The sequence below is a fragment of the Mycobacterium celatum genome (assembly GCF_002101595.1).
Taxonomy (GTDB): domain Bacteria; phylum Actinomycetota; class Actinomycetes; order Mycobacteriales; family Mycobacteriaceae; genus Mycobacterium; species Mycobacterium celatum.
Window position 1 is genome coordinate 1 of record NZ_LQOM01000012.1, and the last position, 23,342, is coordinate 23,342.

At 66.9% G+C, this 23,342-nt stretch carries 25 protein-coding genes and 1 pseudogene; 18 read left to right on the forward strand and 8 right to left on the reverse strand.

Going from position 1 to position 23,342, the window contains the following annotated elements; genetic code table 11:
• The 3 genes from AWB95_RS23435 to AWB95_RS02095 form a co-directional block, all read left to right on the forward strand.
• Nucleotides 1-180: hypothetical protein (locus tag AWB95_RS23435; protein ID WP_211279750.1), on the forward strand; the 180-nt coding region annotated here is incomplete at its 5' end.
• A gap of 2 nt (nucleotides 181-182) precedes the next feature.
• A complete protein-coding gene (locus AWB95_RS23185) occupies nucleotides 183-470 on the forward strand; it encodes a WXG100 family type VII secretion target (protein WP_085167542.1) in 288 nt (95 codons plus the stop codon).
• Between the two features lie 6 nt (nucleotides 471-476).
• Entirely contained in the window at nucleotides 477-1,616 is a 1,140-nt protein-coding gene (locus tag AWB95_RS02095) for a WXG100-like domain-containing protein (protein WP_085167544.1), read from the forward strand.
• Between the two features lie 808 nt (nucleotides 1,617-2,424).
• On the opposite strand, the gene AWB95_RS02100 is transcribed toward AWB95_RS02095, so the two are convergent.
• Nucleotides 2,425-2,757, reverse strand: a complete 333-nt coding sequence (locus AWB95_RS02100) for a hypothetical protein (RefSeq protein ID WP_157011887.1) — start codon at nucleotides 2,755-2,757, stop codon at nucleotides 2,425-2,427.
• A gap of 102 nt (nucleotides 2,758-2,859) precedes the next feature.
• Here AWB95_RS02100 and AWB95_RS02105 point away from each other — a divergent pair, with 102 nt between their 5' ends.
• The 7 genes from AWB95_RS02105 (at nucleotide 2,860) to AWB95_RS02130 (ending at nucleotide 10,646) form a co-directional block, all read left to right on the forward strand.
• The gene (locus AWB95_RS02105) at nucleotides 2,860-3,165 is read left to right on the forward strand and encodes a TNT domain-containing protein (RefSeq protein ID WP_085167546.1); all 306 of its coding nucleotides are present in this window, start codon (nucleotides 2,860-2,862) and stop codon (nucleotides 3,163-3,165) included.
• A gap of 18 nt (nucleotides 3,166-3,183) precedes the next feature.
• A complete protein-coding gene (locus AWB95_RS22850) occupies nucleotides 3,184-3,816 on the forward strand; it encodes a hypothetical protein (RefSeq protein ID WP_139818444.1) in 633 nt (210 codons plus the stop codon).
• Nucleotides 3,817-4,555: 739 nt separating this feature from the next.
• Nucleotides 4,556-5,185 (forward strand): ComF family protein, encoded by a 630-nt coding sequence (locus AWB95_RS02110; RefSeq protein WP_085167548.1) that lies wholly within the window; start codon nucleotides 4,556-4,558, stop codon nucleotides 5,183-5,185.
• 261 nt (nucleotides 5,186-5,446) lie between these two features.
• A complete protein-coding gene (gene hpf / locus AWB95_RS02115) occupies nucleotides 5,447-6,094 on the forward strand; it encodes a ribosome hibernation-promoting factor, HPF/YfiA family (RefSeq protein ID WP_085167550.1) in 648 nt (215 codons plus the stop codon).
• A 73-nt stretch (nucleotides 6,095-6,167) separates the two neighbouring features.
• Entirely contained in the window at nucleotides 6,168-8,996 is a 2,829-nt protein-coding gene (secA, locus tag AWB95_RS02120) for a preprotein translocase subunit SecA (protein ID WP_085167552.1), read from the forward strand.
• 6 nt (nucleotides 8,997-9,002) lie between these two features.
• Nucleotides 9,003-9,485 (forward strand): cation:proton antiporter regulatory subunit, encoded by a 483-nt coding sequence (locus AWB95_RS02125; RefSeq protein WP_045384818.1) that lies wholly within the window; start codon nucleotides 9,003-9,005, stop codon nucleotides 9,483-9,485.
• A 3-nt stretch (nucleotides 9,486-9,488) separates the two neighbouring features.
• A complete protein-coding gene (locus tag AWB95_RS02130) occupies nucleotides 9,489-10,646 on the forward strand; it encodes a cation:proton antiporter (RefSeq protein ID WP_062541536.1) in 1,158 nt (385 codons plus the stop codon).
• A 5-nt stretch (nucleotides 10,647-10,651) separates the two neighbouring features.
• Here AWB95_RS02130 and AWB95_RS02135 read toward each other — a convergent pair whose 3' ends face one another.
• Nucleotides 10,652-11,173 (reverse strand): Rv3235 family protein, encoded by a 522-nt coding sequence (locus tag AWB95_RS02135; protein ID WP_420799399.1) that lies wholly within the window; start codon nucleotides 11,171-11,173, stop codon nucleotides 10,652-10,654.
• A gap of 187 nt (nucleotides 11,174-11,360) precedes the next feature.
• On the opposite strand from AWB95_RS02135, the gene AWB95_RS23440 reads away from it, so the two are divergent.
• The 4 genes from AWB95_RS23440 (at nucleotide 11,361) to AWB95_RS02155 (ending at nucleotide 15,886) form a co-directional block, all read left to right on the forward strand.
• Nucleotides 11,361-12,776, forward strand: coding sequence for a WS/DGAT/MGAT family O-acyltransferase (locus tag AWB95_RS23440; protein ID WP_062540223.1), 1,416 nt, complete (start codon nucleotides 11,361-11,363; stop codon nucleotides 12,774-12,776).
• Complete coding sequence (locus AWB95_RS02145) at nucleotides 12,777-13,280, forward strand: DUF6912 family protein (protein WP_062540224.1); 504 nt, start codon at nucleotides 12,777-12,779, stop codon at nucleotides 13,278-13,280. It abuts the gene before it with no gap.
• 93 nt (nucleotides 13,281-13,373) lie between these two features.
• Nucleotides 13,374-14,510: a ferredoxin reductase gene (locus AWB95_RS02150; RefSeq protein WP_062540225.1), complete on the forward strand. Its 1,137-nt coding sequence runs from the start codon at nucleotides 13,374-13,376 to the stop codon at nucleotides 14,508-14,510.
• An 83-nt stretch (nucleotides 14,511-14,593) separates the two neighbouring features.
• Nucleotides 14,594-15,886, forward strand: a complete 1,293-nt coding sequence (locus AWB95_RS02155) for a fatty acid desaturase family protein (protein ID WP_062540226.1) — start codon at nucleotides 14,594-14,596, stop codon at nucleotides 15,884-15,886.
• Between the two features lie 25 nt (nucleotides 15,887-15,911).
• Here the strand turns inward: AWB95_RS02155 and AWB95_RS02160 are convergent.
• The 3 genes and pseudogenes from AWB95_RS02160 to aroA form a co-directional block, all read right to left on the reverse strand.
• Nucleotides 15,912-16,541, reverse strand: a pseudogene (locus tag AWB95_RS02160) (nitroreductase family protein).
• Between the two features lie 148 nt (nucleotides 16,542-16,689).
• Entirely contained in the window at nucleotides 16,690-17,670 is a 981-nt protein-coding gene (gene rsgA / locus AWB95_RS02165) for a ribosome small subunit-dependent GTPase A (protein ID WP_085167556.1), read from the reverse strand.
• Nucleotides 17,667-18,941 carry a 3-phosphoshikimate 1-carboxyvinyltransferase gene (gene aroA, locus AWB95_RS02170; RefSeq protein ID WP_062541577.1) on the reverse strand — a complete coding sequence of 425 codons (1,275 nt, stop codon included), beginning with the start codon at nucleotides 18,939-18,941 and terminating at the stop codon, nucleotides 17,667-17,669. The genes rsgA and aroA overlap by 4 nt, the downstream gene beginning before the upstream one ends.
• Before the next feature lie 89 nt (nucleotides 18,942-19,030).
• Between aroA and AWB95_RS02175 the strand changes: the two genes are divergently transcribed.
• Together AWB95_RS02175 and AWB95_RS23200 are read left to right on the forward strand one after the other, a co-directional pair.
• The gene (locus AWB95_RS02175) at nucleotides 19,031-19,780 is read left to right on the forward strand and encodes an SOS response-associated peptidase (RefSeq protein ID WP_062541576.1); all 750 of its coding nucleotides are present in this window, start codon (nucleotides 19,031-19,033) and stop codon (nucleotides 19,778-19,780) included.
• A 67-nt stretch (nucleotides 19,781-19,847) separates the two neighbouring features.
• The gene (locus AWB95_RS23200) at nucleotides 19,848-20,021 is read left to right on the forward strand and encodes a hypothetical protein (RefSeq protein WP_157011732.1); all 174 of its coding nucleotides are present in this window, start codon (nucleotides 19,848-19,850) and stop codon (nucleotides 20,019-20,021) included.
• A gap of 112 nt (nucleotides 20,022-20,133) precedes the next feature.
• Here AWB95_RS23200 and AWB95_RS02180 read toward each other — a convergent pair whose 3' ends face one another.
• From AWB95_RS02180 to AWB95_RS02190, 3 genes are read right to left on the reverse strand one after another with little or no spacing between them, the layout of a single operon-like run.
• On the reverse strand, nucleotides 20,134-20,316 hold the full coding sequence (locus AWB95_RS02180; RefSeq protein ID WP_062541575.1) for a rubredoxin: 183 nt from the start codon (nucleotides 20,314-20,316) through the stop codon (nucleotides 20,134-20,136).
• Nucleotides 20,313-20,486 carry a rubredoxin gene (locus AWB95_RS02185; protein WP_062541574.1) on the reverse strand — a complete coding sequence of 58 codons (174 nt, stop codon included), beginning with the start codon at nucleotides 20,484-20,486 and terminating at the stop codon, nucleotides 20,313-20,315. The genes AWB95_RS02180 and AWB95_RS02185 overlap by 4 nt, the downstream gene beginning before the upstream one ends.
• Entirely contained in the window at nucleotides 20,486-21,706 is a 1,221-nt protein-coding gene (locus AWB95_RS02190; protein WP_062541573.1) for an alkane 1-monooxygenase, read from the reverse strand. Before AWB95_RS02190 ends, AWB95_RS02185 begins: the two co-directional genes overlap by 1 nt.
• A 152-nt stretch (nucleotides 21,707-21,858) precedes the next feature.
• Here AWB95_RS02190 and AWB95_RS02195 point away from each other — a divergent pair, with 152 nt between their 5' ends.
• Together AWB95_RS02195 and AWB95_RS02200 are read left to right on the forward strand one after the other, a co-directional pair.
• Nucleotides 21,859-22,434, forward strand: coding sequence for a TetR/AcrR family transcriptional regulator (locus AWB95_RS02195; protein WP_062541572.1), 576 nt, complete (start codon nucleotides 21,859-21,861; stop codon nucleotides 22,432-22,434).
• A 20-nt stretch (nucleotides 22,435-22,454) separates the two neighbouring features.
• On the forward strand, nucleotides 22,455-23,264 hold the full coding sequence (locus tag AWB95_RS02200) for an enoyl-CoA hydratase/isomerase family protein (RefSeq protein ID WP_420799410.1): 810 nt from the start codon (nucleotides 22,455-22,457) through the stop codon (nucleotides 23,262-23,264).
• The last annotated feature ends 78 nt before the right edge of the window (nucleotides 23,265-23,342 follow it).

The window sequence follows — 23,342 nt, forward strand, 5'->3', positions numbered from 1 at the left end:
CCGAAACTCCGGCGAATACTGTCGGGGCATGCTTCCAATCCTCCTATAGGGATCGGAACAAAACCCGGGGTACTTCAGCAGGGATTGACGACGATGTCGGCGTTGTTGGCCGATGCGGCCGCGCGGTATTCGCAGACCGATCAAGCGGGGGCCGCGGGCATCGACGGGGCGGGGGTGTAGCCGTGAGTGCGTTCCGGGTGGATCCGGCGGCGTTGTTGGCGGCTGCGGACCGGATGTCGGAGTTCGAGCAGCATATGGAAGACAAGCTGGCCCACGTGACAGCGGCGGAGCGATCATTGGGCATTGCGTGGGACGGCACCGGCGGACAAGCCCAGGCCGCCGCGCAGCAGCGATGGTCCGAAGGGGCGCAGGAGATGCGCCAGGCATTGGCCGATCTGCGGCGAATCGCCGTCGGTGCGCATGAGAATTACCGCGGCGCAATGCAAACGAATATCCGCAACTGGGGCTGACCCCGCGTGGGTGGCTATGAGGTTGATCCGGTCCGGCTTGCCGGCGACGGTAAGAACCTCGCAGAAAAGGGCGACGCCTTGGCGGCGGCGGTGCAGGCGCTGCAGTCGGCGTTGTCGTCGTCGGGCCAAATGTGTGGCGATGACCCTGCCGGTAAGGCCTTCGCGCTGAGCTATCGCCAAGGTGGGCAGGCGTTGTTCTCGGCGGCAGAGGCCGCGGTGAATGCTTGTCGCAAGATCGGGTACGGCATTGAGGTCTCGGCGTCGAACTATGCCCACAGTGAGGCGGCCTCGACCGTCGGGGGAGCCGAGCCGTCGGTGCCGCCGCCGGGTGAGCCGCCGAAGTTCTCAGGTCCGACGATGCCCAATCCGTTCGGACCCGCGGTCGGCGAACCGATGTTGTGGGCGGTGGTCCGGCAGTTCGTGGGCAGTCCATGGCCGGACGGCAACCCGGCGACGTTGCGGGCCGCGGCGGCCGCTTGGCGCACGTTCGGCTCGGCGGTGGCGGGCATGACCGCGGCGGTCGGGGCCTGCTCTGCCGACTTGTCCGGCCACGACATCCCGGAGCTCTCAAAGATCACTGAAGCGGTGACGAAGATGAGTTCCGGTGTGGGCGGTTTCGGCAAGCAATGCGAATCGATCGCGTCGTCGCTGGATTCCTTTGCGGGCGAGGTCGAGTCGTCACAGAACGCGATCCGCGACTTGTTGCACAAGCTGAGCCCGTCGGGAATGGCCCAAGAGGTGGTCGGTTTTTTCACTGGGCACAACCCGATCGACGACATCAAGCAGGTCGCCAACGACATCAAGGAGATCCTGCACACCCTCAATCGTGAGGCCGACGGCGTTTCGACGATGTTCCAGGGCGCCATGAACGAACTCGACAATCTGACAACAGAATTCGAGAACTGGGCCCGCAAGGAGTTCACCCAATACCTGGGCGATGACGTCGGCGGCTTCGTGGCCGGCGTGTTTACCGCCGATCTCGACTTGGCCGAGGGGGGCGCCAAGAGCGTTATCGGGACCGTCGGCAGTCTGGGCGACATGGTCGCCCATCCCCAAGACCTCGCCAAGCTCGCGGCTATGGCCAACCCCGCAACCGCGCCCATGACGCTTGCACAACAAGCTATGCAATTTGCCCATGACCCTTAAAGGCTTCATCGACCAGAAGCTTGACATCGCCAAGGGTCTGGTCGACGCGAAGGACTGGACCAGCGATCATCCGCTGCGGGGAGCAGGCTACGTCGGCGGCACCATCGCGCAGTTGCTGATTCCGGGTGCTGGGGAAGCCAAAGCCGGCACGGAAGCCGCCAAGGCCGCTGACGAAGCGTCACAGGCGGCTCGGGCTGAAAGTCAGGTGGCTCGCGCCGGTGAGGGAATTCTCGGTGCCGGAACGGAATCTGGTGTTGCCGCAAAGGGTTCCAGCATTGCTCGCGATCTCAACTCGATCGATGTCAAGCCCGGCGAAGTCGCGCCCGCAGCTCCGCCCGTGCGACCACCAGAACCGGGCCCGTCGGTACGGCCGGCCGAGTCGGCGCCGGCTCAAGGGTCTGGGGCAGGTGCTGGGAGCGGGTCCGGCGCGGGGCGACCGCCGGTCGATGCTCCCGCTGCGCCCCATACCGGTGGCTTCCACGAACCGACGCCGCCGCCAGCTGCCGAGCACCCGACACCCGTATCCGCCGCGCCCGGTGGAGGCGTGCACGAACCCGCGCCGATGGCGGCAGCCGACCACACCGCACCGGCGAATACCGCCGCCCCTGGCGGTGGTATTCACGAACCGGCGCCGGTGGGTTCGGCTGGGGCGTCGGGTGAGCACGCACCCTCCGCCGGTATGCAGACGCCGGCTGCGGCGCCGAGCATGCCCGTGACTCCGGACGGATACCCGGGCCAACCGACGCTCGCAAGCGCTCATGCGCCGGAGGCCGCTCCGATGTCTCCCGCCCACCAGCCGATCCCGGACTCATACCCCGGCGGGGCTCATCCGCCCGAACCGCCACCAAACGACCCCGGCGGGCCGGGCGGAGGCGGCGGCCACGGCGGTGGCGGTGATGGCCATGGCGGCGGTGATGGCCACAGCAGTGGCGGTGATGGAAGCGGCCATGGCGGTGGTGATGGCCATGGCAGTGGTGACCACGGTGCTGGTGGTGACGACCATGGCGGTGGTGGTAGCGATCACCCTGGCAGCGGTGGTGACGCTGGCGATGGAGGAGAGCATCAGCCGCCCCCGGCGCGCGACGTCTTTCCGGACGCCAAACCGTACGGTGACCTTACTAAAGAGCAATACGAACAACAATTCATTGACGATAACGGCAACTTAATTTATCCCGACGAAAACGATCCGGCTAAGCCTTATGCGATTCCTGGAACCGTCCGAGATCTGACTGGAGAAGACCTTATGAAGCTGGATGGTAAAACGGTCGACCGCATTGGTCACCCTGGCGGTGCGTGGTTCGCTCCAGAAGGGACGCCTTATGAGGGCCGGGCCCTTCCGCATGAAAGTCTGGACAAGGCACTTCACAAATATGTTATACACCCGGAAAACGGCCTGCCGCCGGGATGGAAGCTTGAAGAATCTCGCGCTGCACCTTGGTTCGGTCAGCCGGGCGGTGAACCGCAATACAGAGTCATTGCCCCGCCTGGTGCAAAAGCCCGCGTCCAAGACTTAATTGATAGAGGATTCTTGGATGACATATGCGACTAGTATATAGTAGGACATAGTATGAGCGATTACCGGATTAACTTGAGCCGATTTCCGCCTGCGCTGCACCGGATTGTAAAAGCGTGGTACCTATGGCAGGTGGTAGGCCTACGCAAGCGGGGCAGTTACCCAGGCAAGGATCAGCGCGCTCCCGAGCGGTGGGAAACCGCAGAGCAGGTTTTTTGGGGCGCGCGTCCGCCCGAAATAACGAATGACTCCGAACTGGCTTTGGTGGACAATGCGGATCTTTCGTATTATCTCGTGCCAGACGGCGGCGTATATTATATTGACGAGGAAGAGCGTGGCTCGCGCGGCAGATTTTGGATGTTCAGGAATTACGAGGATGCCGAGAAGTGTCTGTTGTTCTTAATAAGTCAGGCAGCTCGACCGGGTAAATATTCTGATTCTCCGCGATTCCGCTGGTATCAGGAAGGGCTGAACCCGAACGTAACTCTACGTAAGTCTGATCCTGAGAACTTCCCGGGCCGGGTCACCTTGACAGTTGATCAAGAGTCGGCCGATCGAGGCTGGATGGGTGAAAATGATGCCGTCGCCTTCTCCCACGCCATAGTAATGACGTATGACGAACTTGATGCCGCCCTACGACGAGGCATCCCACCCGAATGGTTCAATGTAAACATTATCAGCGATTAAGCATGACTTGGTCATCACATCGATACCGACTATCCGGCGAAAACACTCCGAACAGGGTTTCTGGCAGGGACACCAGATCACTCGGAAACCAAAGCAAACCGACGACCCCCGACGCCGACAGTGCGGAAGTTCAACAAAATTGTCGCCCCGCTCTAGAATCCCTGAGTGATCACTGCATTCCTCGCCGAGCGAGACGCCGCTGTTCAGGCGGGGTACCTGATCGGGCTGTTCGGCATTCCTCTGGCCGGCTTGGTCATGCTTATCATCGGCTTGCAGCAGCGCTCGCGCGGCCGCATGCAGCCAGGCCCCTACCGCCCGGGCTACCCCCCGCCTCCTCCACGAATGCCGGGCAGCGGCTATCCATATCAGCCCGGCCCGTGGCCGCACCAGCCACCAATGCCGGGTAGCTATCCATACCAGCCCGGGCCGGGGCCTCAACAGCCGCAAGGGCCCTACCCTCCAACGCCATATCCGGGCTACCCTCCACCCCGTCCTCCTGGAGCGTCACCGGGCACGGCGCTGATTGCAATCGGCACTGTCCTGCTGGTGTTGGGCCTTCTGGGTATCCTGGGCCGCCTGGCCAGCGCAGCTTCCACCAATTCGGGCCATACTTCGAGCCAGTTGAGCCCGCGAGCAGCCGGAGGACTTGAGGTCGAACAACACATCGGCGAGTTCAATTTCCGCATCGCCCGCCCTGTTTAGACGCTGTCTTGTCACCCCTCGCCGCCACACTGCAGGCATGCTCGATCTCGTCCTCCCGCTGGAATGCGGAGGCTGCGGCGCGCCGTCGACCCGCTGGTGCGACACCTGCGCCAACGAACTGGTCCCCATCCCGGACGCGCCCCACGTCGTAACGCCGCGCGTCGACCCGCTAGTGCCGGTGTTCGCGCTCGGCCGCTACGCCGGTGCGCGCCGCAACGCGATCGTCGCGATGAAGGACCGCGGCCGCGCCGACCTGATCAAGCCGCTCTCACATGCGCTGGCCATCGGCATCCATCGCCTCATCACCTGGGGTCTGCTCGACGTGCCGCTGAGCATCGTGCCGGCGCCTACCCGTCGTGCGGCGGCCCGACAACGCGGCGGTGACCCGGTCACCCGGATGGCAACCGCCGCCGTCAAGAACCACCCCGACATCACCGTCGTCCCGGCACTGCGGATGAAGGCGCTCGCCCGCGACTCCGCCAGCCTGGGCACCGCAGAACGCGAACGCAACATCACCGGCCGGGTCCTGCTGCAGAAACCAGTCAGAGGCGAAGTACTGCTCGTCGACGACATCGTCACCACCGGGGCAACCGCGTGCGAGTCGGTCCGCATCCTGCACGCCGCGGGCATTCGCGTCGCCGCGGTGCTGGCGGTTGCCGCCGCGTAAAACATCGGCAAAGTACTGGCACTTCCACCTGGCCGCGGCTACGGTCGGCATCAAGCACCCGTGAACGCCTCACGGCGGCGCTTCCGGACAGATTTGGAGCGCCACGACACCGACGACGGTAGGAGGTGAGTTCTCGACACCTTGCACCGGCGGGCGGCCACGGCAGTAAGCGAACCCCGTCGGCGCGTGTATCTGGTAGCCGGGCACGCACCCTGCGTGCGACGCGAGAGAAACGAGTTGGCAAGTATGTCAAGGCAAACCGTGGATTCCGGCCAGGTTCTGGCTGACGCCGACGAGCAGGCCGAACCGACGCCCCACGCGGAGGTCGTCGTCAAAGGTCGCAACGTGGAGATCCCCGACCATTACCGCGTCTACGTCTCGCAGAAACTCGCCCGATTGGAGCGGTTCGATCGCTCCATCTATCTGTTCGATGTCGAGCTCAAACATGCTCCCAACCGGCGTCAGCGTAAATCGTGTCAGCGCGTCGAAATCACTGCCCGCGGCCGCGGGCCGGTAAGCCGAGCCGAGGCCCGCGCCAACAGCTTCTATGCCGCATTCGAGGCCGCGGTCGACAAACTGGAGAACCGGCTGCGTCGCGTCAAAGACCGCCGCAAGGTGCACTACGGCGACAAGACTCCCGTCTCGCTGGCCGCGGCCACGGCGGCCGTCCCGCCGACGGCGCCGGCCACAAACGCCGAGCCGGCACCCGAAGCCGACGGCTACCACGAGCCGGGTCGCATCGTGCGGATCAAGGAGCATCCGGCGACCCCGATGACTGTCGACGACGCGCTCTCGCAGATGGAGCTCGTCGGCCACGACTTCTTCCTCTTCCACGACAAGGAGACCGACAAGGCCAGCGTGGTCTATCGGCGACACGCCTACGACTACGGGTTGATCCGCCTGGCCTGACGTTCGGCGTCCAAAGAGCGACGTCACCTAGGATGGGGAGCACCAAAGACTCCTACCCATAAGGGACGAAGCTGTGCTGAGTAAGTTGCTGCGCCTTGGCGAAGGTCGCATGGTCAAGCGCCTCAAGCGGGTCGCCGACTATGTAGGCACGTTGTCCGACGACGTCGAAAAGCTCACCGACGCCGAGCTGCGGGCCAAGACCGACGAGTTCAAGAAGCGCCACGCCGACGGGGAAAGCCTCGACGAGCTGCTGCCCGAAGCCTTCGCGGTCGCCCGCGAGGCGGCCTGGCGGGTGCTGGACCAGCGCCCCTTCGACGTGCAGGTGATGGGTGCCGCGGCGCTGCACTTCGGCAACGTCGCTGAGATGAAGACCGGTGAAGGTAAGACCCTGACGTCGGTGCTGCCGGCCTACCTCAACGGCATCGGCGGCAAGGGCGTGCACATCGTCACCGTCAACGACTACCTGGCCAAGCGCGACAGCGAGTGGATGGGCCGGGTGCACCGCTTCCTCGGCCTGGACGTCGGCGTGATCCTCGCGCAGATGACGCCCGATGAGCGGCGGGTGGCCTACAACGCCGACATCACCTACGGCACCAACAACGAGTTCGGCTTCGACTACCTGCGCGACAACATGGCGCATTCGCTCGACGAGTGCGTCCAGCGCGGGCACAACTTCGCGATCGTCGACGAGGTCGACTCCATCCTGATCGACGAAGCCCGCACACCGCTGATCATCTCCGGGCCCGCCGACGGCAGCTCGAACTGGTACACGGAGTTCGCCCGGCTGGCGCCGCTGATGGAAAAGGACGTCCACTACGAGGTCGACCTGCGCAAGCGCACCATCGGCGTGCACGAGCTCGGCGTCGAGTTCGTCGAGGACCAGCTCGGCATCGACAACCTCTACGAGGCCGCCAACTCGCCGTTGGTCAGCTACCTCAACAACGCGATCAAGGCCAAGGAGCTGTTCCAGCGCGACAAGGACTACATCGTCCGCGACGGCGAGGTCCTCATTGTCGACGAGTTCACCGGGCGGGTGCTCTACGGCCGCCGCTACAACGAGGGCATGCACCAGGCCATCGAGGCCAAGGAGCACGTCGAGATCAAGGCCGAGAACCAGACGCTGGCCACGATCACGCTGCAGAACTACTTCCGGCTCTACGACAAGCTCGCCGGGATGACCGGCACCGCCCAGACCGAGGCGGCCGAGCTGCACGAGATCTACAAGCTCGGTGTGGTGCCCATCCCGACCAACAAGCCGATGATCCGCACCGACCAGTCCGACCTGATCTACAAGACCGAGGAAGCCAAGTACCTCGCCGTCGCCGACGACATCGCCGAACGCTACGAAAAGGGCCAGCCGGTGCTGATCGGCACCACCAGTGTCGAGCGCTCGGAGTATCTGTCGCGGCTGCTGACCAAGCGACGCATTCCGCACAACGTGCTGAACGCCAAATACCACGAGCAGGAGGCCGGCATCGTCGCCGAGGCGGGCCGGCGCGGCGCGGTCACGGTCGCCACCAACATGGCCGGCCGCGGCACCGACATCGTGCTGGGCGGCAACGTCGACTTCCTCACCGACAAGCGGCTGCGCGAGCAGGGCCTCGATCCGGTGGAAACCCCCGAGGAATACGAAGAGGCCTGGCACGAAGTGCTGCCCCAGGTCAAGGCCGAGGCCGCCGAGGAGGCCAAGCAGGTCATCGAGGCCGGCGGATTGTACGTGCTGGGCACCGAGCGGCACGAGGCCCGTCGCATCGACAATCAGCTGCGCGGCCGCTCCGGCCGCCAGGGCGACCCCGGCGAGTCCCGGTTCTACCTGTCGCTGGGCGACGAGCTGATGCGGCGGTTCAACGGTGCCGCACTGGAGTCGCTGCTGACCAGGCTCAACCTGCCCGACGACGTGCCGATCGAGGCCAAAATGGTCACCCGGGCGATCAAGAGTGCCCAGACCCAGGTCGAGCAGCAAAACTTCGAGGTCAGAAAGAACGTCCTCAAGTACGACGAGGTGATGAACCAGCAGCGCAAGGTGATCTACGCTGAGCGTCGTCGCATCCTGGAGGGCGAGAACCTGCAGGAGCAGGCCCACGACATGCTCGTCGACGTGATCACCGCCTACGTCGACGGCGCCACGGCCGAGGGCTACGCCGAGGACTGGGACCTGGCCAAGCTGTGGGACGCACTGAAGACGCTGTACCCCGTCGGCATCGACCACAAGGACCTGTTCGACCCCGACGCCGAAGGCGAGCCCGGCGAGCTGACCCGCGAGGAGCTGCTCGACGCGCTGATCAAGGACGCCGAAAGGGCTTATGCCGCACGGGAAGCCGAGCTCGAGGAGCTCGCCGGTCCCGGCGCCATGCGCCAACTGGAACGCAACGTGCTGCTCAACGTCATCGACCGCAAGTGGCGCGAGCACCTCTACGAGATGGACTACCTCAAGGAGGGCATCGGCCTGCGCGCGATGGCCCAGCGCGATCCGCTGGTCGAGTACCAACGCGAGGGCTACGACATGTTCGTCGGCATGCTCGAGGGCCTCAAGGAGGAGTCGGTCGGCTTCCTGTTCAACGTCACCGTCGAAGCGGTGCCGCCGCCGGAGGTGGCCCCGGTGGCCGAGCCGGAAGACCTGGCCGAGTTCGCCACCGCCGCGGCGGCCGGCGCCCAGCAGCGCGCCGGACCGCCTGCCGAGCCGCGGCAGACTGCGCCAAGTGCGTTGCGCGCCAAGGGTATTGAGGACGAGTCGCGCGCGCTCACCTACTCCGGTCCCGCCGAGGACGGCTCGGCGCAGGTGCAGCACAACGGCGGCGGGGCGCAGAAGGTGACGGCTGGCGCCAGTCGCCGCGAACGGCGCGAGGCTGCGCGCCGGCAAGGCCGGGGGGCCAAACCACCCAAATCGACCAAGCGACGGTAGGTCGCCGTGGACGTCAAAGAGGTGCTGCTGCCCGGCATCGGTCTGCGCTACGAGTTCACCAACCACGACGGCGACCGGATCGGCATCGTCGCCCGGCGCAGCGGCGACTTCGAGATCGTCCTGTACGCGCGCGACGACCCCGACCAGGCGCAGCCCGTCTTCAGCCTCACCGACGAAGAGGCCGACGCCGTCGCTCAGATCCTGGGCGCACCGCGGATCGCCGAGCGGTTCACCGAACTCACCCGCGAAGTGCCGGGCCTGGAGGCCGGGCAGGTGCACATCGCGCCGGGCAGCCCCTTCGTGAACCGCCCACTCGGCGACACCCAGGCCCGCACCCGCACCGGGGCCTCGATCGTCGCGATCGTCCGCAACGAGGAGGTGCTCGCCTCGCCGGGGCCAGCCGAGATCCTGCGGGCGCGTGACGTGCTGGTGGTCATCGGCACCGAAGACGGCATCGGCGCGGTCGAGCAGATCGTCGATAAGGGCTGAGCCATGCAGGTTTCGGTGGCGCCGCTGTTAGAGCTCGGCGTCATCCTCACCCTGCTTGCCGTCCTGGGCGCGGTGTCCCGCCGCTTCGCGTTGTCGCCGATACCGGTGTATCTGGTGACCGGCCTGGCGCTGGGCAACGGCGGCATCGCCCAGGTTGCCGCCGCCAGCGACTTCATCACCACCGGCGCCCCAATCGGGGTCGTGCTGCTGATGCTCACGCTGGGGCTGGAATTCTCGGCGGTCGAATTCGCCAGCAGCCTACGCCGGCATCTGCCGTCGGCCGCTGTCGACGTCGTGCTCAACGCCGCGCCCGGCGCGGTGGCCGGCTGGCTGCTGGGATTCAGCGGAGTCGGCATCCTGGCGCTGGCCGGCGTCACCTCCGTGTCGTCGTCCGGGGTGATCGCGCGGCTGCTGGAGGACTTGCACCGGGTAGGTAACCGCGAGACCCCGGCGGTGCTGTCGGTGCTGGTGCTCGAGGACTTCGCAATGGCGGGCTACCTGCCGCTGTTCGCGGTGCTGGCATCGGGCGGCTCCTGGCTGCACGCGCTGGGCGGCATGGCGGTAGCGATCGCCGCGCTGGTGGTGGCGTTCACCGCGTCCTACCGGTGGGGCCATCACGTCGGCCGGCTGGTCACCCATCCTGATTCCGAACAGCTGCTGCTGCGGGTGCTCGGCATCACGCTCATCGTGGCGGCGGTGGCCGAATCCGTGCACGCGTCGGCGGCCGTCGGCGCATTCCTTGTCGGCCTCACGCTGACCGGTGAGACAGCCTCACGGGCTCGTCGCGTGCTCGGCCCGCTGCGTGACTTGTTCGCCGCGATTTTCTTCCTGGGGGTCGGGCTCACGGTGGACCCGGAGCACCTGCTGCCGATGCTTCCGGTGGCACTGGCGCTGGCCGCCGTCACCTCGGCCACCAAGCTGGCCACCGGAGTGTTCGCTGCCCGGCGCGACGGGGTGGCGCGACGGGGTCAGCTGCGCGCCGGTACAGCGCTGATCGCCCGCGGTGAGTTCTCGCTGATCATCATCGGCCTGGTCGGCTCGTCGATCCCCGGCATGGCCGCGCTGGCCACGTCGTACGTCTTCGTGATGGCGATCGTCGGCCCGCTGGTGACGCGGTTCACCGGCGGACCGGTGGTGGCGGCCGCACGCGCTGCGGCATAGCGCATTCAGCCGATGTGCAGCGCCACAAGCTGCCACCGGGTGTCGGCCTGCCGCTCGACCCGGCAGGCCACGGCGTGCACGCGGTGCCCGCGGCTGTAGGTGCCGAACACCTCGGCGGCGGTCGGACTCACCGCCTGCAGCCGCAGCCGTCGCAGCACCGCCGCCGCGCCGTCGTCGCTGGCGACTCGACCGGCCGTGGCCCGGGTGGCGGCGAGCACCGAGTCGACGAGACCGCTGTCCAGCAGGCCCTGCAACTGCGCCGCCGGGCGGCGGCGGTCCATGACCTCCAAGACGCGGCGCAGTGCCGCATCGGCGAAGATGGCCGCCTGCCGCATCTGTGGGGGCACGCTAGTCGCCTGGGGGCGCCCCGGAAATCCCTGCGGCGGACGGGTATTCGGGCGCCGCAACGGGGTGGCCGACGGTGGCCGGCATTGCCGGAGGTCTCGTGGCGGCGGTTCGTAGTCGACGACGGGACGGACACTGTGCACAGCGCTCTCCAGTGATGTCGGGCGGGCAAAACCAAGCAAGCCTGCTGGAGAGTGGCAGACGTTCCTGTTGCAGCGACCCGTTGCGCCCGGCTGTGCCGCGCTCGCGATCGCCGCGTGTGACGATCATCGCACAACCGCCGCGTCCGCGTACCCGCGCTGCACAGGCACCCGCGCGGCGGTTACCGTGAGCGACGATATCGGCGAATTGGCAAGAGGGAGACCGGACGTGAGGCGACTGTCCCCATCGGACGCCTCCTTCTATCGGCTGGAGAACACCGCCACCCCGATGTACGTCGGCTCGCTGTCGATCCTGCGCCGGCCGCGCGCCGGGCTGAGCTACGAGACGCTGCTGGCCACCGTCGAGCAACGGCTGCCGCAGGTACCGCGGTATCGACAGAAGGTCCAGGAAGTCACCATGGGGCTGGCCCGGCCGGTATGGATCGACGACCGCGACTTCGACATCACCTACCACGTGCGGCGTTCGGCGCTGCCGTCGCCGGGCAGCGACGAGCAGCTGCACGAACTGATCGCCCGGCTGGCCGCCCGACCACTCGACAAGTCGCGGCCGCTGTGGGAGATGTACCTCGTCGAGGGGCTGACCAAGAACCGTATCGCGCTGTACACCAAGTCGCATCAGGCGCTGATCAACGGGCTGAGTGCGCTGGAGATCGGCCACGTCATCGCCGACCGGACACGGCGCCCGCCGCCGTTCCCCGAGGACATCTGGGTGCCGGCCCGCGAACCCGGCACCGCCCGGCTGCTGTTGGGTGCCATCGGCGAGTGGGCCATCCGCCCCGGCGTGCAGCTGCAGGCCGTCCGGTCCGGAATCACCGAGCTGGCAACCAATTCCGAGCAACTGGTCGACGTCGGGCGCCGGCTGTTCGACGTGGCGCGCACGCTCGCGCGCGGGAGGGCGCCCAGCAGCCCGCTGAACACCACGGTGTCACGCAACCGGCGATTCACCGTCGCGCGCGGACGCCTGGAGGACTACCGGACGGTGCGGGCCCGCTACGAATGCGACGTCAACGACGTGGTGCTGGCCGTGATCACCGGAGCGTTGCGCAACTGGCTGCTGTCACGCGGCGAAGCGGTAGCGCCGACGGCGACGGTGCGGGCGATGGCCCCGCTGTCGGTGTACGTCGACGAATCGTTCGACTCGGCCGGCCGCGGTCAGGCGATCAGTGAGGTGGCGCCGTTCCTGGTCGACTTGCCGGTCGGCGAGGGCAACGCCGTGGTACGGCTGTCTCAGATCGCGCACGCCACCGAATCGAATCCGGCCGCGGGAAGCCTGGTCGACGCGCGCAGCATCGTGACGTTGTCGGGTTTCGCACCGCCGACCCTGCACGCGATGGGCATCCGGGTCGCCACCAGCCTGCCCAGCTTCGGTGGACGGGCGTTCAACCTGTTGATCACCAATGCGCCGGGCGCCCAGGCGCAGATGTACATCGCCGGCGCCAAGTTGCTGGAAACCTATGCGGTGCCGCCGCTGCTGAATAAGCAGGTGCTGGCGATCGGGGTCACGTCCTACAACGGCATGCTGTATTTCGGCATCAACGCCGACCGGGATGCGATGAGCGACGTCGACGTACTGCCGGGCTTGTTGAGCGAATCGCTCGACGAGCTGTTGGAAGCGGCGCGGTAGATGCGGGTGTACATCCCGGCCACGCTGGCCATGCTGCAGCAATTGGTCGCCGACGGTTCCCTGTGGCCGGTCAACGGCACCGCGTTCGCCGTGACGCCGTCGCTGCGCGAGGCGTACGCCGAGGGCGACGACGACGAACTCGGCGAGGTTGCCCTGCGGGATGCGGCGTTGGCCTCGCTGCGGCTGTTGTCCAGCGCGGCCGACGAACTGCCGCCGCGGCGCGCGGTGCTGGTCGCCGACATAAAGGACCCAGCAAACGTCACGCTGCGCCCGGATCTCGACGACGCCGTGGTTCGCCTCGGCGAGCCGGTGGCCATCGAGAATGTCGTCGCCGCGTTCGTCGACAACGCCGCCGCCGAGGCGGACGTGACCCGGGCGATCGCAGTCATCGATGCGGCCGACCTCGGCGACGAGGACGCCGAACTGGCAGTCGGCGACGCCCAGGATCACGATCTGGCCTGGTATGCCACCCAGGAGCTGCCGTTCCTGCTCGAACTGCTCTGAAGGACTGGATACGGAAGCGTAGGTTACGGTACCGTAGGTCAGATCGGGCGGGTGTGTACACCGCTCTCGCCCCGTGAGCAGGGAGCTTCCCAAATGAGCAAGAAAATCGCGAAGATCACTGCTGACGTCGTCGATACCCGTCCTGCCACCGTCGTCGGGGCGGAGCGCCATCCGGGCTGGCACGCACTGCGCAAGCTGGCCGCGCGGATCACCACGCCGCTGCTGCCCGACGACTATCTGCATCTGGCCAACCCGCTGTGGTCGGCCCGCGAGCTGCGCGGCCGCGTCCTGGACGTGCGCCGCGAGACCGAGGACTCGGCGACGCTGGTGATCAAGCCGGGCTGGGGCTTTTCCTTCGACTATCAGCCGGGTCAATACATCGGGATCGGGCTGCTGGTCGACGGGCGGTGGCGATGGCGGTCCTACTCGCTGACCTCCAGCCCGGTGACCGGTGACCGCACCGTCACCATCACCGTCAAGGCGATGCCAGAGGGCTTCCTGTCCACCCACCTGGTCGCCGGCGTCGCGCCCGGCACGATCGTGCGGCTGGCCGCGCCACAGGGCAACTTCGTGCTGCCCGATCCGGCGCCACCGGCCGTGCTGTTCGTCACCGCCGGGTCGGGCGTCACCCCGGTGATGTCGATGCTGCGCACACTGGTGCGCCGCGACCAGATCACCGACGTGGTCCACCTGCATTCGGCGCCCACGGCGGCAGACGTGCTGTTCGCCGGCGAGCTTGAGCAGCTGGCCCGCGACCACGCGGGCTACCAGCTGCGGGTGCGTACCACGCGCAGCCAGGGCCGGCTCGACCTGAGCCGCCTCGACGACCAGGTGCCCGACTGGAAAGAGCGTCACACCTGGGCCTGCGGGCCCGAGGCGATGCTCAACGCCGCCGAGCGGGTCTGGTCGGCGGCCGGTGTCGCCGAGCGGTTGCACCTGGAACGGTTCGCGGTGTCACGCGCCGCGCCGGTCGGGGCGGGCGGGACCGTCACCTTCGCGAAAAGCGGGAAAACCGCCGTCGCCGACGCGGCGACCTCGCTGATGGATGCCGGCGAGCGGGTGGGCGTGCAGATGCCGTTCGGCTGCCGGATGGGCATCTGCCAATCGTGTGTCGTGGGGCTGGTGGAGGGTCACGTCCGCGACCTGCGAACCGGTGTGGAACACGAACCCGGAACCCGGGTCCAGACCTGTATTTCGGCGGCGTCGGGCGACTGTGTACTGGAAATTTAACTGCTACTCACAGGTAACCTACGGATTCGTAGGTTACGATAGCGTAGGTCAGGAACTGCAAGACTGCAGGAAGGCAAAAACCCATGGCGATTAGCGACATCGAAGTATTCGCCCATCTGACGGATACCGACATCGAGAATCTGGCCACCGAGCTGGACGCCATTCGCCACGACATCGAAGACTCTCGCGGCGAGCGCGACTCCCGCTACATCCGCCGCACCATCGTGTTTCAGCGCACGCTGGAAGTCGCCGGCCGCGTGCTGCTGGCGGCAAGCAAGCGGCGATCGGCCTGGTGGGCCGGCGCGGCCACGCTGGGCGTGGCCAAGATCGTCGAGAACATGGAGATCGGCCACAACGTCATGCACGGCCAGTGGGACTGGATGAACGACCCGGAGATCCACTCCTCAACGTGGGAGTGGGACATGACCGGGTCGTCCAAGCATTGGCGGTACACCCACAACTTCGTCCACCACAAGTACGCCAACATCCTCGGCATGGACGACGACGTCGGCTACGGGCTGCTGCGCGTGACCCGGGATCAGCCCTGGAAACGGTTCAACATCTTCAACCTGGTTTACAACACCCTGCTCGCCCTCCTCTTCGAATGGGGCGTCGGCTTGCAGCATGTGGAGATCGGCAAGATCGTCAAGCGCCGGATGGATAACGAAGAAGCCCGCCAGCGGGCAGAGGAGTTCTTGACCAAGGCCGGTCGCCAGGTGTTCAAGGACTACGTCGCCTTCCCGGCGCTGACCTGGCTGTCCCCCGGTGCGACGTACATGTCGACCTTGAAGGCCAACGCGGTGGCCAACGTGATCCGCAACCTGTGGTCCAACGCGGTGATCTTCTGCGGGCATTTCCCCGATGGCGCAGAGAAATTCACCAAGACCGACATGATCGGCGAAACGAAGGGGCACTGGTATCTGCGGCAGATGCTAGGCAGCGCCAACTTCAATGCGGGCCCGGTGATGCGGTTCATGAGCGGCAACCTGTGCCACCAGATCGAGCATCACTTGTATCCGGACCTGCCGAGCAACCGGCTGGCCGAAATTTCGGTGCGGGTGCGGGAAGTCTGCGACAAGTACGACCTGCCCTACACGACGGGCCCATTCCTGCTGCAGTACGCGAAGACATGGCGGACCATCGCCAAGCTGTCGTTGCCGGACAAGTACCTGCGCGACACCGCTGACAACGCGCCCGAGACCCGCAGCGAGCGGATATACGCCGAACTGGAGCCGGGGATGCTTGGCACCGATCCGGCCACTGGCCGGCGCCGCGGCCTGAGAACCGCGATCGCCACCGTGCGGGGCTGGCGCCGCAGCAAGCGCACCCCCTCCTCCGGCGCGAGCGTGCGTGTCCCCGGTCGACACGCCGCCTAAATAACCGGTTTTACGCACGCTCGGGCTATCGAAACGCCCGATTGCCGTAACTGTCGAGCGAGACAACTTCTCCGATCGGCCGACGCGTCGTGGGGCCGTATCTGCCGATCGGCCAGCCAAGCGGTATTACCGCGCACGGCGTGACATTCCACGGCAGGCCCAGGGCGCGTCTCGCCAGCAGCTTGCTCCACAGCGGCACGGTGATGAGCCCGGCACCCAAGCCGGCCGCACGCGCGGCCAGCAAGAGATTCTGCACCGCAGGGTAAATGGAACCGTAGGCACTGCTCGTTGCCACCGTCGGCCAGGGTGGGATGACGCCCTTGAGGCACGCCACAATCACGACAGGGATCTCGTCGAAGTGATCCGCCTACCATTGCACTGCTTTGAAGAGCCGGAGCATCTTTTCATCACCCCTGCGTTCAGAGGAACGTTGGTAGACCCGGCCAACCAGTTTGATCGCTCTGCGATTCAACCGGCCCAATTTCGCTAACACTTCGCGGTCCTTGACGACGATGAACTCCCAATTCTGCGCGTTCGAACCGGTCGGTGCCCTCGTGGCCAGCTCCAGAAGTTGGAGCACGAGTGAGTCGTCAACGGGGTCACTCTTGAGCCGACGGATCGAGCGTTGGGTGCGCATCGTATCTTCGAGCGGCATCGTCAAAGGCTGTTGCGGCGTCATGACGATGATTGCAACACAGTCAAGCCAGCCCATGTGGCTGGCCCTACTCCGCGAGCGTGCGTAAACCCGGCTTTTTAGGCGGCGTGTCGACCGGGGACACGCACGCTCGCGCCGTTAGGGGCCATCAGGTTTCGCGCAGCACTGCCAGCAGGCGCCGGGCGGCGGCGACACGGCGGGCGGCGGATCCAGCCAACGTGTCCAATGCGCACTCCGGGTCGGAGGGTGGGCCCATATGCCCGCAGCCGCGCGGACAATCCGAAACAGCCTCGGCCAGGTCGGAAAACGCCAACATCACGTCGTCGGGTTCGATGTGTGCCAGCCCGAACGAGCGGATTCCCGGGGTGTCGATCACCCAGCCCGAGCTGCCGAACGGCAGCGCCACCGACTGCGTCGACGTGTGCCGGCCCCTGCCGATCTCGGTGACTTCGCCGACCGCCCGATCTGCTTGCGGCACAAGTCGATTCACCAACGTCGACTTGCCTACCCCGGAGTGGCCAAGCAGCACGGTCACTTTCCCGGACAGCAGGGGAGCGACGGCGTCCAGCGGGTCGTCGCGGCCCGCGGTGACCACGGTGAGATCCAGGTCGGCGAACTGGGCGGCGAACGGCTCGGCGGGCGCCAGATCGGTCTTGGTCAGGCACAGGATCGGCGTGAGCCCGCCGGCGTAGGCGGCAATCAGCGCCCGGTCGACCAGGCCGGTGCGCGGCGGCGGATCAGCCAGCGCGACCACGATCAGCAGCTGATCGGCGTTGGCAACGACCACCCGTTCGGTCGGGTCGGTGTCATCGGCGGTGCGGCGCAACACCGTTCGGCGTGGCCCGCGCCGGACGATGCGCGCCAGGGTATCGGGTCGGCCGGACAGGTCGCCGACCAGATCGACGTCGTCGCCGACGACGATCGGTGTGCGGCCCAGTTCGCGTGCCCGCATCGCGGTGACCCGACGGTCGGGGTCGCCGCCCAGCACACAACCCCAGCGGCCGCGGTCGACGCTGACCACCATGGCGGGCTTGGCGTCGGCGTGGCGGGGGCGGGTCTTGGTCCGCGGGCGCGAGCCGCGCCCGGACCGGATCTTGACGTCGGATTCGTCGTAGTCGCCCGGCCTCAACCGCGAGACTCCCGGACCATGTCGGCCCACAGCCGCGGAAACTGCGGCAGCGTCTTGGCGGTGGTGGCGATGTCGTCCACCTCGACACCGGGTACGCGCAGGCCGACGATGGCGCCGGCCGTCGCCATCCGGTGATCGGCATAGGAATGCCAGATGCCGGAATGCAGTGGCGTAGAGGTGATTTCCAGACCGTCCGGAGTCTCCTGGCAGTTGCCGCCCAGCCGGTTGATCTCGGCGCTCAACGCAGCGAGCCGGTCGGTTTCGTGGCCGCGCAGATGTGCGATGCCGCTCAGTCGTGACACCGAGCCCGGGGCGGCCAGCGCCGCCAGCGCCGCGACCGCCGGGGTGAGTTCACCGACATCGCGCAGGTCGACGTCGAACCCACCGTATGACGTTGGGCCCTGCGCCTCGAGATACGAATCGGATTGCATCACAACCGAATCCAGTTGTCGCAGGATGGCGAGGATGGCGTCGGCGGGTTGGATGGCCGCGGCCGGCCAGCCGGTGATGCGCACCGTGCCGCCGCTGACCACCGCCGCCGCCAGGAACGGGACGGCGTTGGACAGGTCCGGTTCGATGTCCCAGTGTCGCGCCGCGACCGGGCCCGGACGCACCCGCCAGCGGTTGGGCGTGGAGTCGTCGACGTCGACGCCGGCCTGACGCAGCATCGCCACCGTCATCGCGATGTGCGGCGCCGACGGCAGCGCCGCACCGTTGTGCTGGACGGTCAATCCCTCGGTGAACGACGCGCCGGACAACAGCAGCCCGGAGACGAACTGCGACGACGCCGACGCGTCGATCGCCACGGTGCCGCCGCGGACCGATCCGGCGCCGCGCACCCGGAACGGCATCCGGTCGCCGTCGACGTCGACACCCAGGCCGTGCAGCGCGTCCAGCAACGGGGCGATCGGCCGGATCCGGGCCTGCTCGTCGCCGTCGAAAATGACCGTCGCGGCGCCCAGCGCGGCCAGCGGCGGCACGAACCGCAGTACGGTGCCGGCCAGCCCGCAATCGATCCGGGCATCCGGGGCGGGGGCGATGCGCCCGCTGACCGTCAGTTCGGACTCCGCCCCGTCGACCCGCAGCCCCAATGTCTGCAGGGCGCCGATCATCAGGTCGGTATCGCGGCTGCGCAGTGCGCCGCTGATCGTCGACGCGCCGCTGGCCAGCGCCGAGAGCACCAACGCCCGGTTGGTCTGGGATTTCGAGCCCGGCACAGTCACCGTCGCCTTGACGGGCGACGGCATTGTCGGGGCCGGCCAGGTGCTCATGCATCCATCATCGCGTACGCGGCGATCGCAAGCGCGGCGAAGCCGGGCGCGACGGGTCGCCGCCCAGTCCCTCAGGCACGATGGGAGGTATGTGCGGACGATTCGCGGTCACCACCGACCCCGCTGCCCTGGCCGAGAAGATCCAGGCGATCAACGAGGCGCGCGCGTCGGAGAGCGCCGCGCCCAACTACAACGTCGCACCCACCACGACCGTCACCACCGTGGTGCGCCGCCACGACGAACCCGACGACGAGCCGACCCGGCGGGTGCGGCTGATGCGCTGGGGGCTGGTGCCGCCGTGGGCCAAAGCGGGACCCGACGGCGCTCCGGAGTCCAAGGGCCCACAGCTGATCAATGCCCGCGCCGACAAGGTCACCGCGTCGCCGGCGTTCCGTGCCAGCGCCAAATCCAAGCGGTGCCTGGTTCCGATGGACGGCTACTACGAGTGGCGGGCGAACCCCGAGGGCAAGAAGACCCGCAAGACGCCGTTCTACATGTACCGCGAGGACGGGGAGCCGCTGTTCATGGCGGGACTGTGGGAGGTGTGGAAGCCCGACAAGGATGCTTCGCCGTTGCTGAGTTGCACGATCATCACCACCGACGCGGTCGGCGAGCTTGCCGAGATCCACGACCGGATGCCGCTGGTGGTGGCCGAAAAGGATTGGGACCGTTGGCTGGATCCCGATGCCCCGCCCGACGACGAACTGCTGGCCGGCCCGCCCGACGTGCGCGGCATCCGGATGCGCGAGATCTCAACTCTGGTCAACAACGTGCGCAACAACGGGCCCGAGCTGATCGAGCCGGCCGAGCCACAGCCCGAACAGGCGACGCTGCTGTAGAAGCCGGCCAAACTTAGGTAGTCGGCTACTCTAGGCGGCTCGCTCCGCGCGGCTGCACGATCTCACCGTGACCGCGACCGAGCACAAGACCGACGCGTCGACCATCGTCGTACGCAACCCCGCCGACGGGCGCGTGGTGGGTGCCGTACCGATCGAGACGTCCGAGGCCGTTGCCGCGAAAGCCCGTGAGCTGCGCCTGGGCCTGTTGCGCGCATCCGCCGCTCGAGGGGTGCGCCGGTAGGGCATCGCGCCGAGGGGTGCCGCCCGGTAGCCCCACCGGGCGGCCATCCAATGGGGGGAAACGCAAAGGCCCCAAAACCCAGTGGTTTTGGGGCCTTTGCTCTGCCTGCGTGTCATGCCCGTGCGACTTCTACCATCTCGAAGTCGGACTTGGCCGCTCCGCAGTCCGGGCAGCTCCAGTCATCGGGGATGTCGTCCCAGCGAGTGCCGGGCGCGATACCGTCTTCCGGCCAGCCCTTGGCCTCGTCGTACTCGAAGCCGCACTGCACACACATGAACAGCTTGTAGTCGGTCATTGAGTCACTCCTATCGGTTCGAAGTCGACCTTCTCGCGGACTGCACAATCAGGGCAGCACCAGTCGTCAGGAATGTGGTCCCAGCGTGTGCCGGCCGGAAAGCCTTCGCGGGCAGCGCCGTTGGCTTCCTCGTAGACGTAGCCGCAGCCCGGGCAGCGGTAGGCGGCCATCAGGCCGCCACCGCCCCGTAGCGGGCCAGCACCTTGCCACGCACACGCGGGTGGATGTTGGCCCGGGTGATGTCGCCGTCGTAGTGCTCGAGCACCCGGTGGTCCATCAGCCGCCGCCAGACCGGCGGGAAGTACGTCACCGCGATCAGCGAGCCGTAACCGGCCGGCAGATTCGGCGAGCCCTCCATGCTGCGCAGCGTCTGGTAGCGGCGCGTCGGGTTGGCGTGGTGATCGCTGTGGCGCTGCAGGTGATACAGGAACAAATTGGTGACCATGTGGTCGGAGTTCCAGCTGTGCTGCGGCGTGCAGCGCTCGTAGCGCCCGTTGTCCAGCTTCTGGCGCACCAGGCCGTAGTGCTCGAGGTAGTTCACCGACTCCAACAGCGACGCGCCGTAGATCGCCTGGATGATGAGCAGCGGGATCAGCGCCGGGCCGAACACCGCGAGCAGCACCGCCCAGAACACCACCGACATCAGCCAGGCGTTGAGCACGTCGTTGGACAGATGCCACGGGCTCTTGTTCAGCCGGCGCAACCGCTGCGCCTCCAGGCTCCACGCCGAACGCAGGCTACCAAACACGGTGCGCGGCAAGAACTCCCAGAACGTCTCACCGAAGCGGGACGACGCCGGGTCCTCAGGGGTGGCCACCCGCACGTGATGCCCGCGGTTGTGCTCGATGTAGAAGTGCCCGTAGCACACCGGGGCCAGGGTGATCTTGGACAGCCAGCGCTCCAACTCATCTCGCTTGTGGCCGAGTTCGTGCGCGGTGTTGATGCCGACACCGCCCACAACACCAACTGTCATCGCCACACCGATCTTGCCCAGCCAGCCCAGCGACCCGTCGAATCCGAGCCAGCTCAGATCCGAGGCGGTGAACAAATAGGCGCCCAGGATGGTGCTGGCGTATTGGAACGGAATATAGGCGTAGACCGAATAGCGGTAGAACCTGTCATTCTCCAACTCCTGCATCACCTCGTCCGGCGGGTTTTGGCCATCCGAGCCGACCCACAAGTCAAGAGTCGGTAGCAGCACGTACAGCAGGATCGGCCCGATCCAGAACGGCAGCTGCGATCCGGTGTGCCAGCCGAGCCTGTTGAGACCCCACACGATGGGCAGGATCAGGAACAGCATGGTGGGCACGACCAGGCCCAGCAGCCACAGGTAGCGCTTCTTGTCGCGCCACACGGCGACGTCGCCGTCGGGGTGGATTTGCGTTGTCATGTAGATTTACCTCTCTGCAAGGGACGTGCGGTTCACTTTGGCAGCGGCACCGCGGCGCGACGACGTCCTCAACCGCCCAACTTCCGGCGGGCCCTTGTCCTCGGAGGCCAAAATCTTACCGAGGATTACTCTGTTCTGTTAGATTATTTCTCGTGCCTAGGACGGATGCGCGAGGCAAGCTGCTCGAAGTGGCGCGGCGCCGGTTCGCCGCCGACGGCGCACTGGCCGCGACGCTGGACGAGGTTCGGCGCGAGGCGAACGTGAGCGTGGGGGCGCTGTATCACCATTTCCCGGACAAGGCGGCGCTGGCCGCGGCGGTCTATGCCCAGGTGATGGGCGAATACCAGGCGGGCTTCATCGCCATGCTGCGCGCACACGCCACCGCCGAGGGCGGAATCCGAGGCGGCGTCGAACATCACCTGCGCTGGGTGGCGGCCAACCGGACCGAGGCGGCGTTGCTGCTCGGCGACCGCCTCGACAGCCCCGCCCTGCGCGACTCCAATCGCCTCTTCTTCACCGCCATCTACGACTGGTGGCGACCGCATCATGCCTACGGCGTGCTGCGGCCGATACAACCCGGCGTCACCGCGGCGTTATGGTTCGGTCCCGCGCAAGAGTTCAGCCGGCATTGGATCGCCGGCCACGAGCCGGAAATGCCCAATGCGGTCATCAAAGAATTCGCCGACGCCGCATGGATGGCGTTGAGCACAAAGGAGGACGGCACGTGACGGAATCGCTCTACAACAGCATGGTTGCCGACGGCGACGATCCGCAAGCACCACAGCGGATCCGAGTTGACCGCCGCGGTGACCGCGCGGTGGTGACCCTCGACGAACCCGACCGGCTCAATGTGCTTTCCGCGCCGCTGGTTCGGCAACTGCGGCGTGCGCTCGAGGAGCTCACCGCGGACTCGAGTATTCGCGCCGTGGTGCTGACCGGCGCCGACCCGGGCTTTTCCGCCGGCGGCGACCTGAAGATGATGCGCACGGCGACCGAGCAGTTGACCCAACCGGAGGGCGTCGCGGACGTCTGGCGCTGGATTCGCCGTGAATTCGGAGGTATCGCAAGGCTTATCGCCGGATCGGACACCATCTTTGTGGCCGCCCTCAACGGCGCCGCCGCCGGCGTCGGCTTGGCTTGGGCGTTGACCTGTGACATCACCATCGCCAGCGAGCGCGCGGTCATCGTGCCCGCGTTCGGCCGGCTCGGCCTGATCCCGGAGGTCGGCACCAGCTGGGCGCTGACGCGCAGTTTGGGCTACCAGGGTGCGCTGGCCTATTACCTGCGCGGCGAGCACATCGACGCCCACACCGCGCAACGGCTCGGGCTGGTGCAGCAGGTCGTCGCGCACGACCAGCTTCTCGCGGCGGCCGACGAATGGTGCTCGCGAGTGGCCGCGATGCCCCCGCATGCGGTGGCGATGACCAAGCCGCTGCTGCGCGCCGCCGCCGACGCCGGCTGGCACGACGCGCTCACGATGGAGGAGTTCGCCGAGCCGGCCTGTTTCACCACCAAGGCATTCGCGGACAGCGTGCATGCCATGCTGGCCAGTCGTTGATTCGATACGACCGGGGCCGGGCGCACGTATTCGGCTACCCGCCAACCCGATCCACGCATCGCTAAGGCCATCAACCGG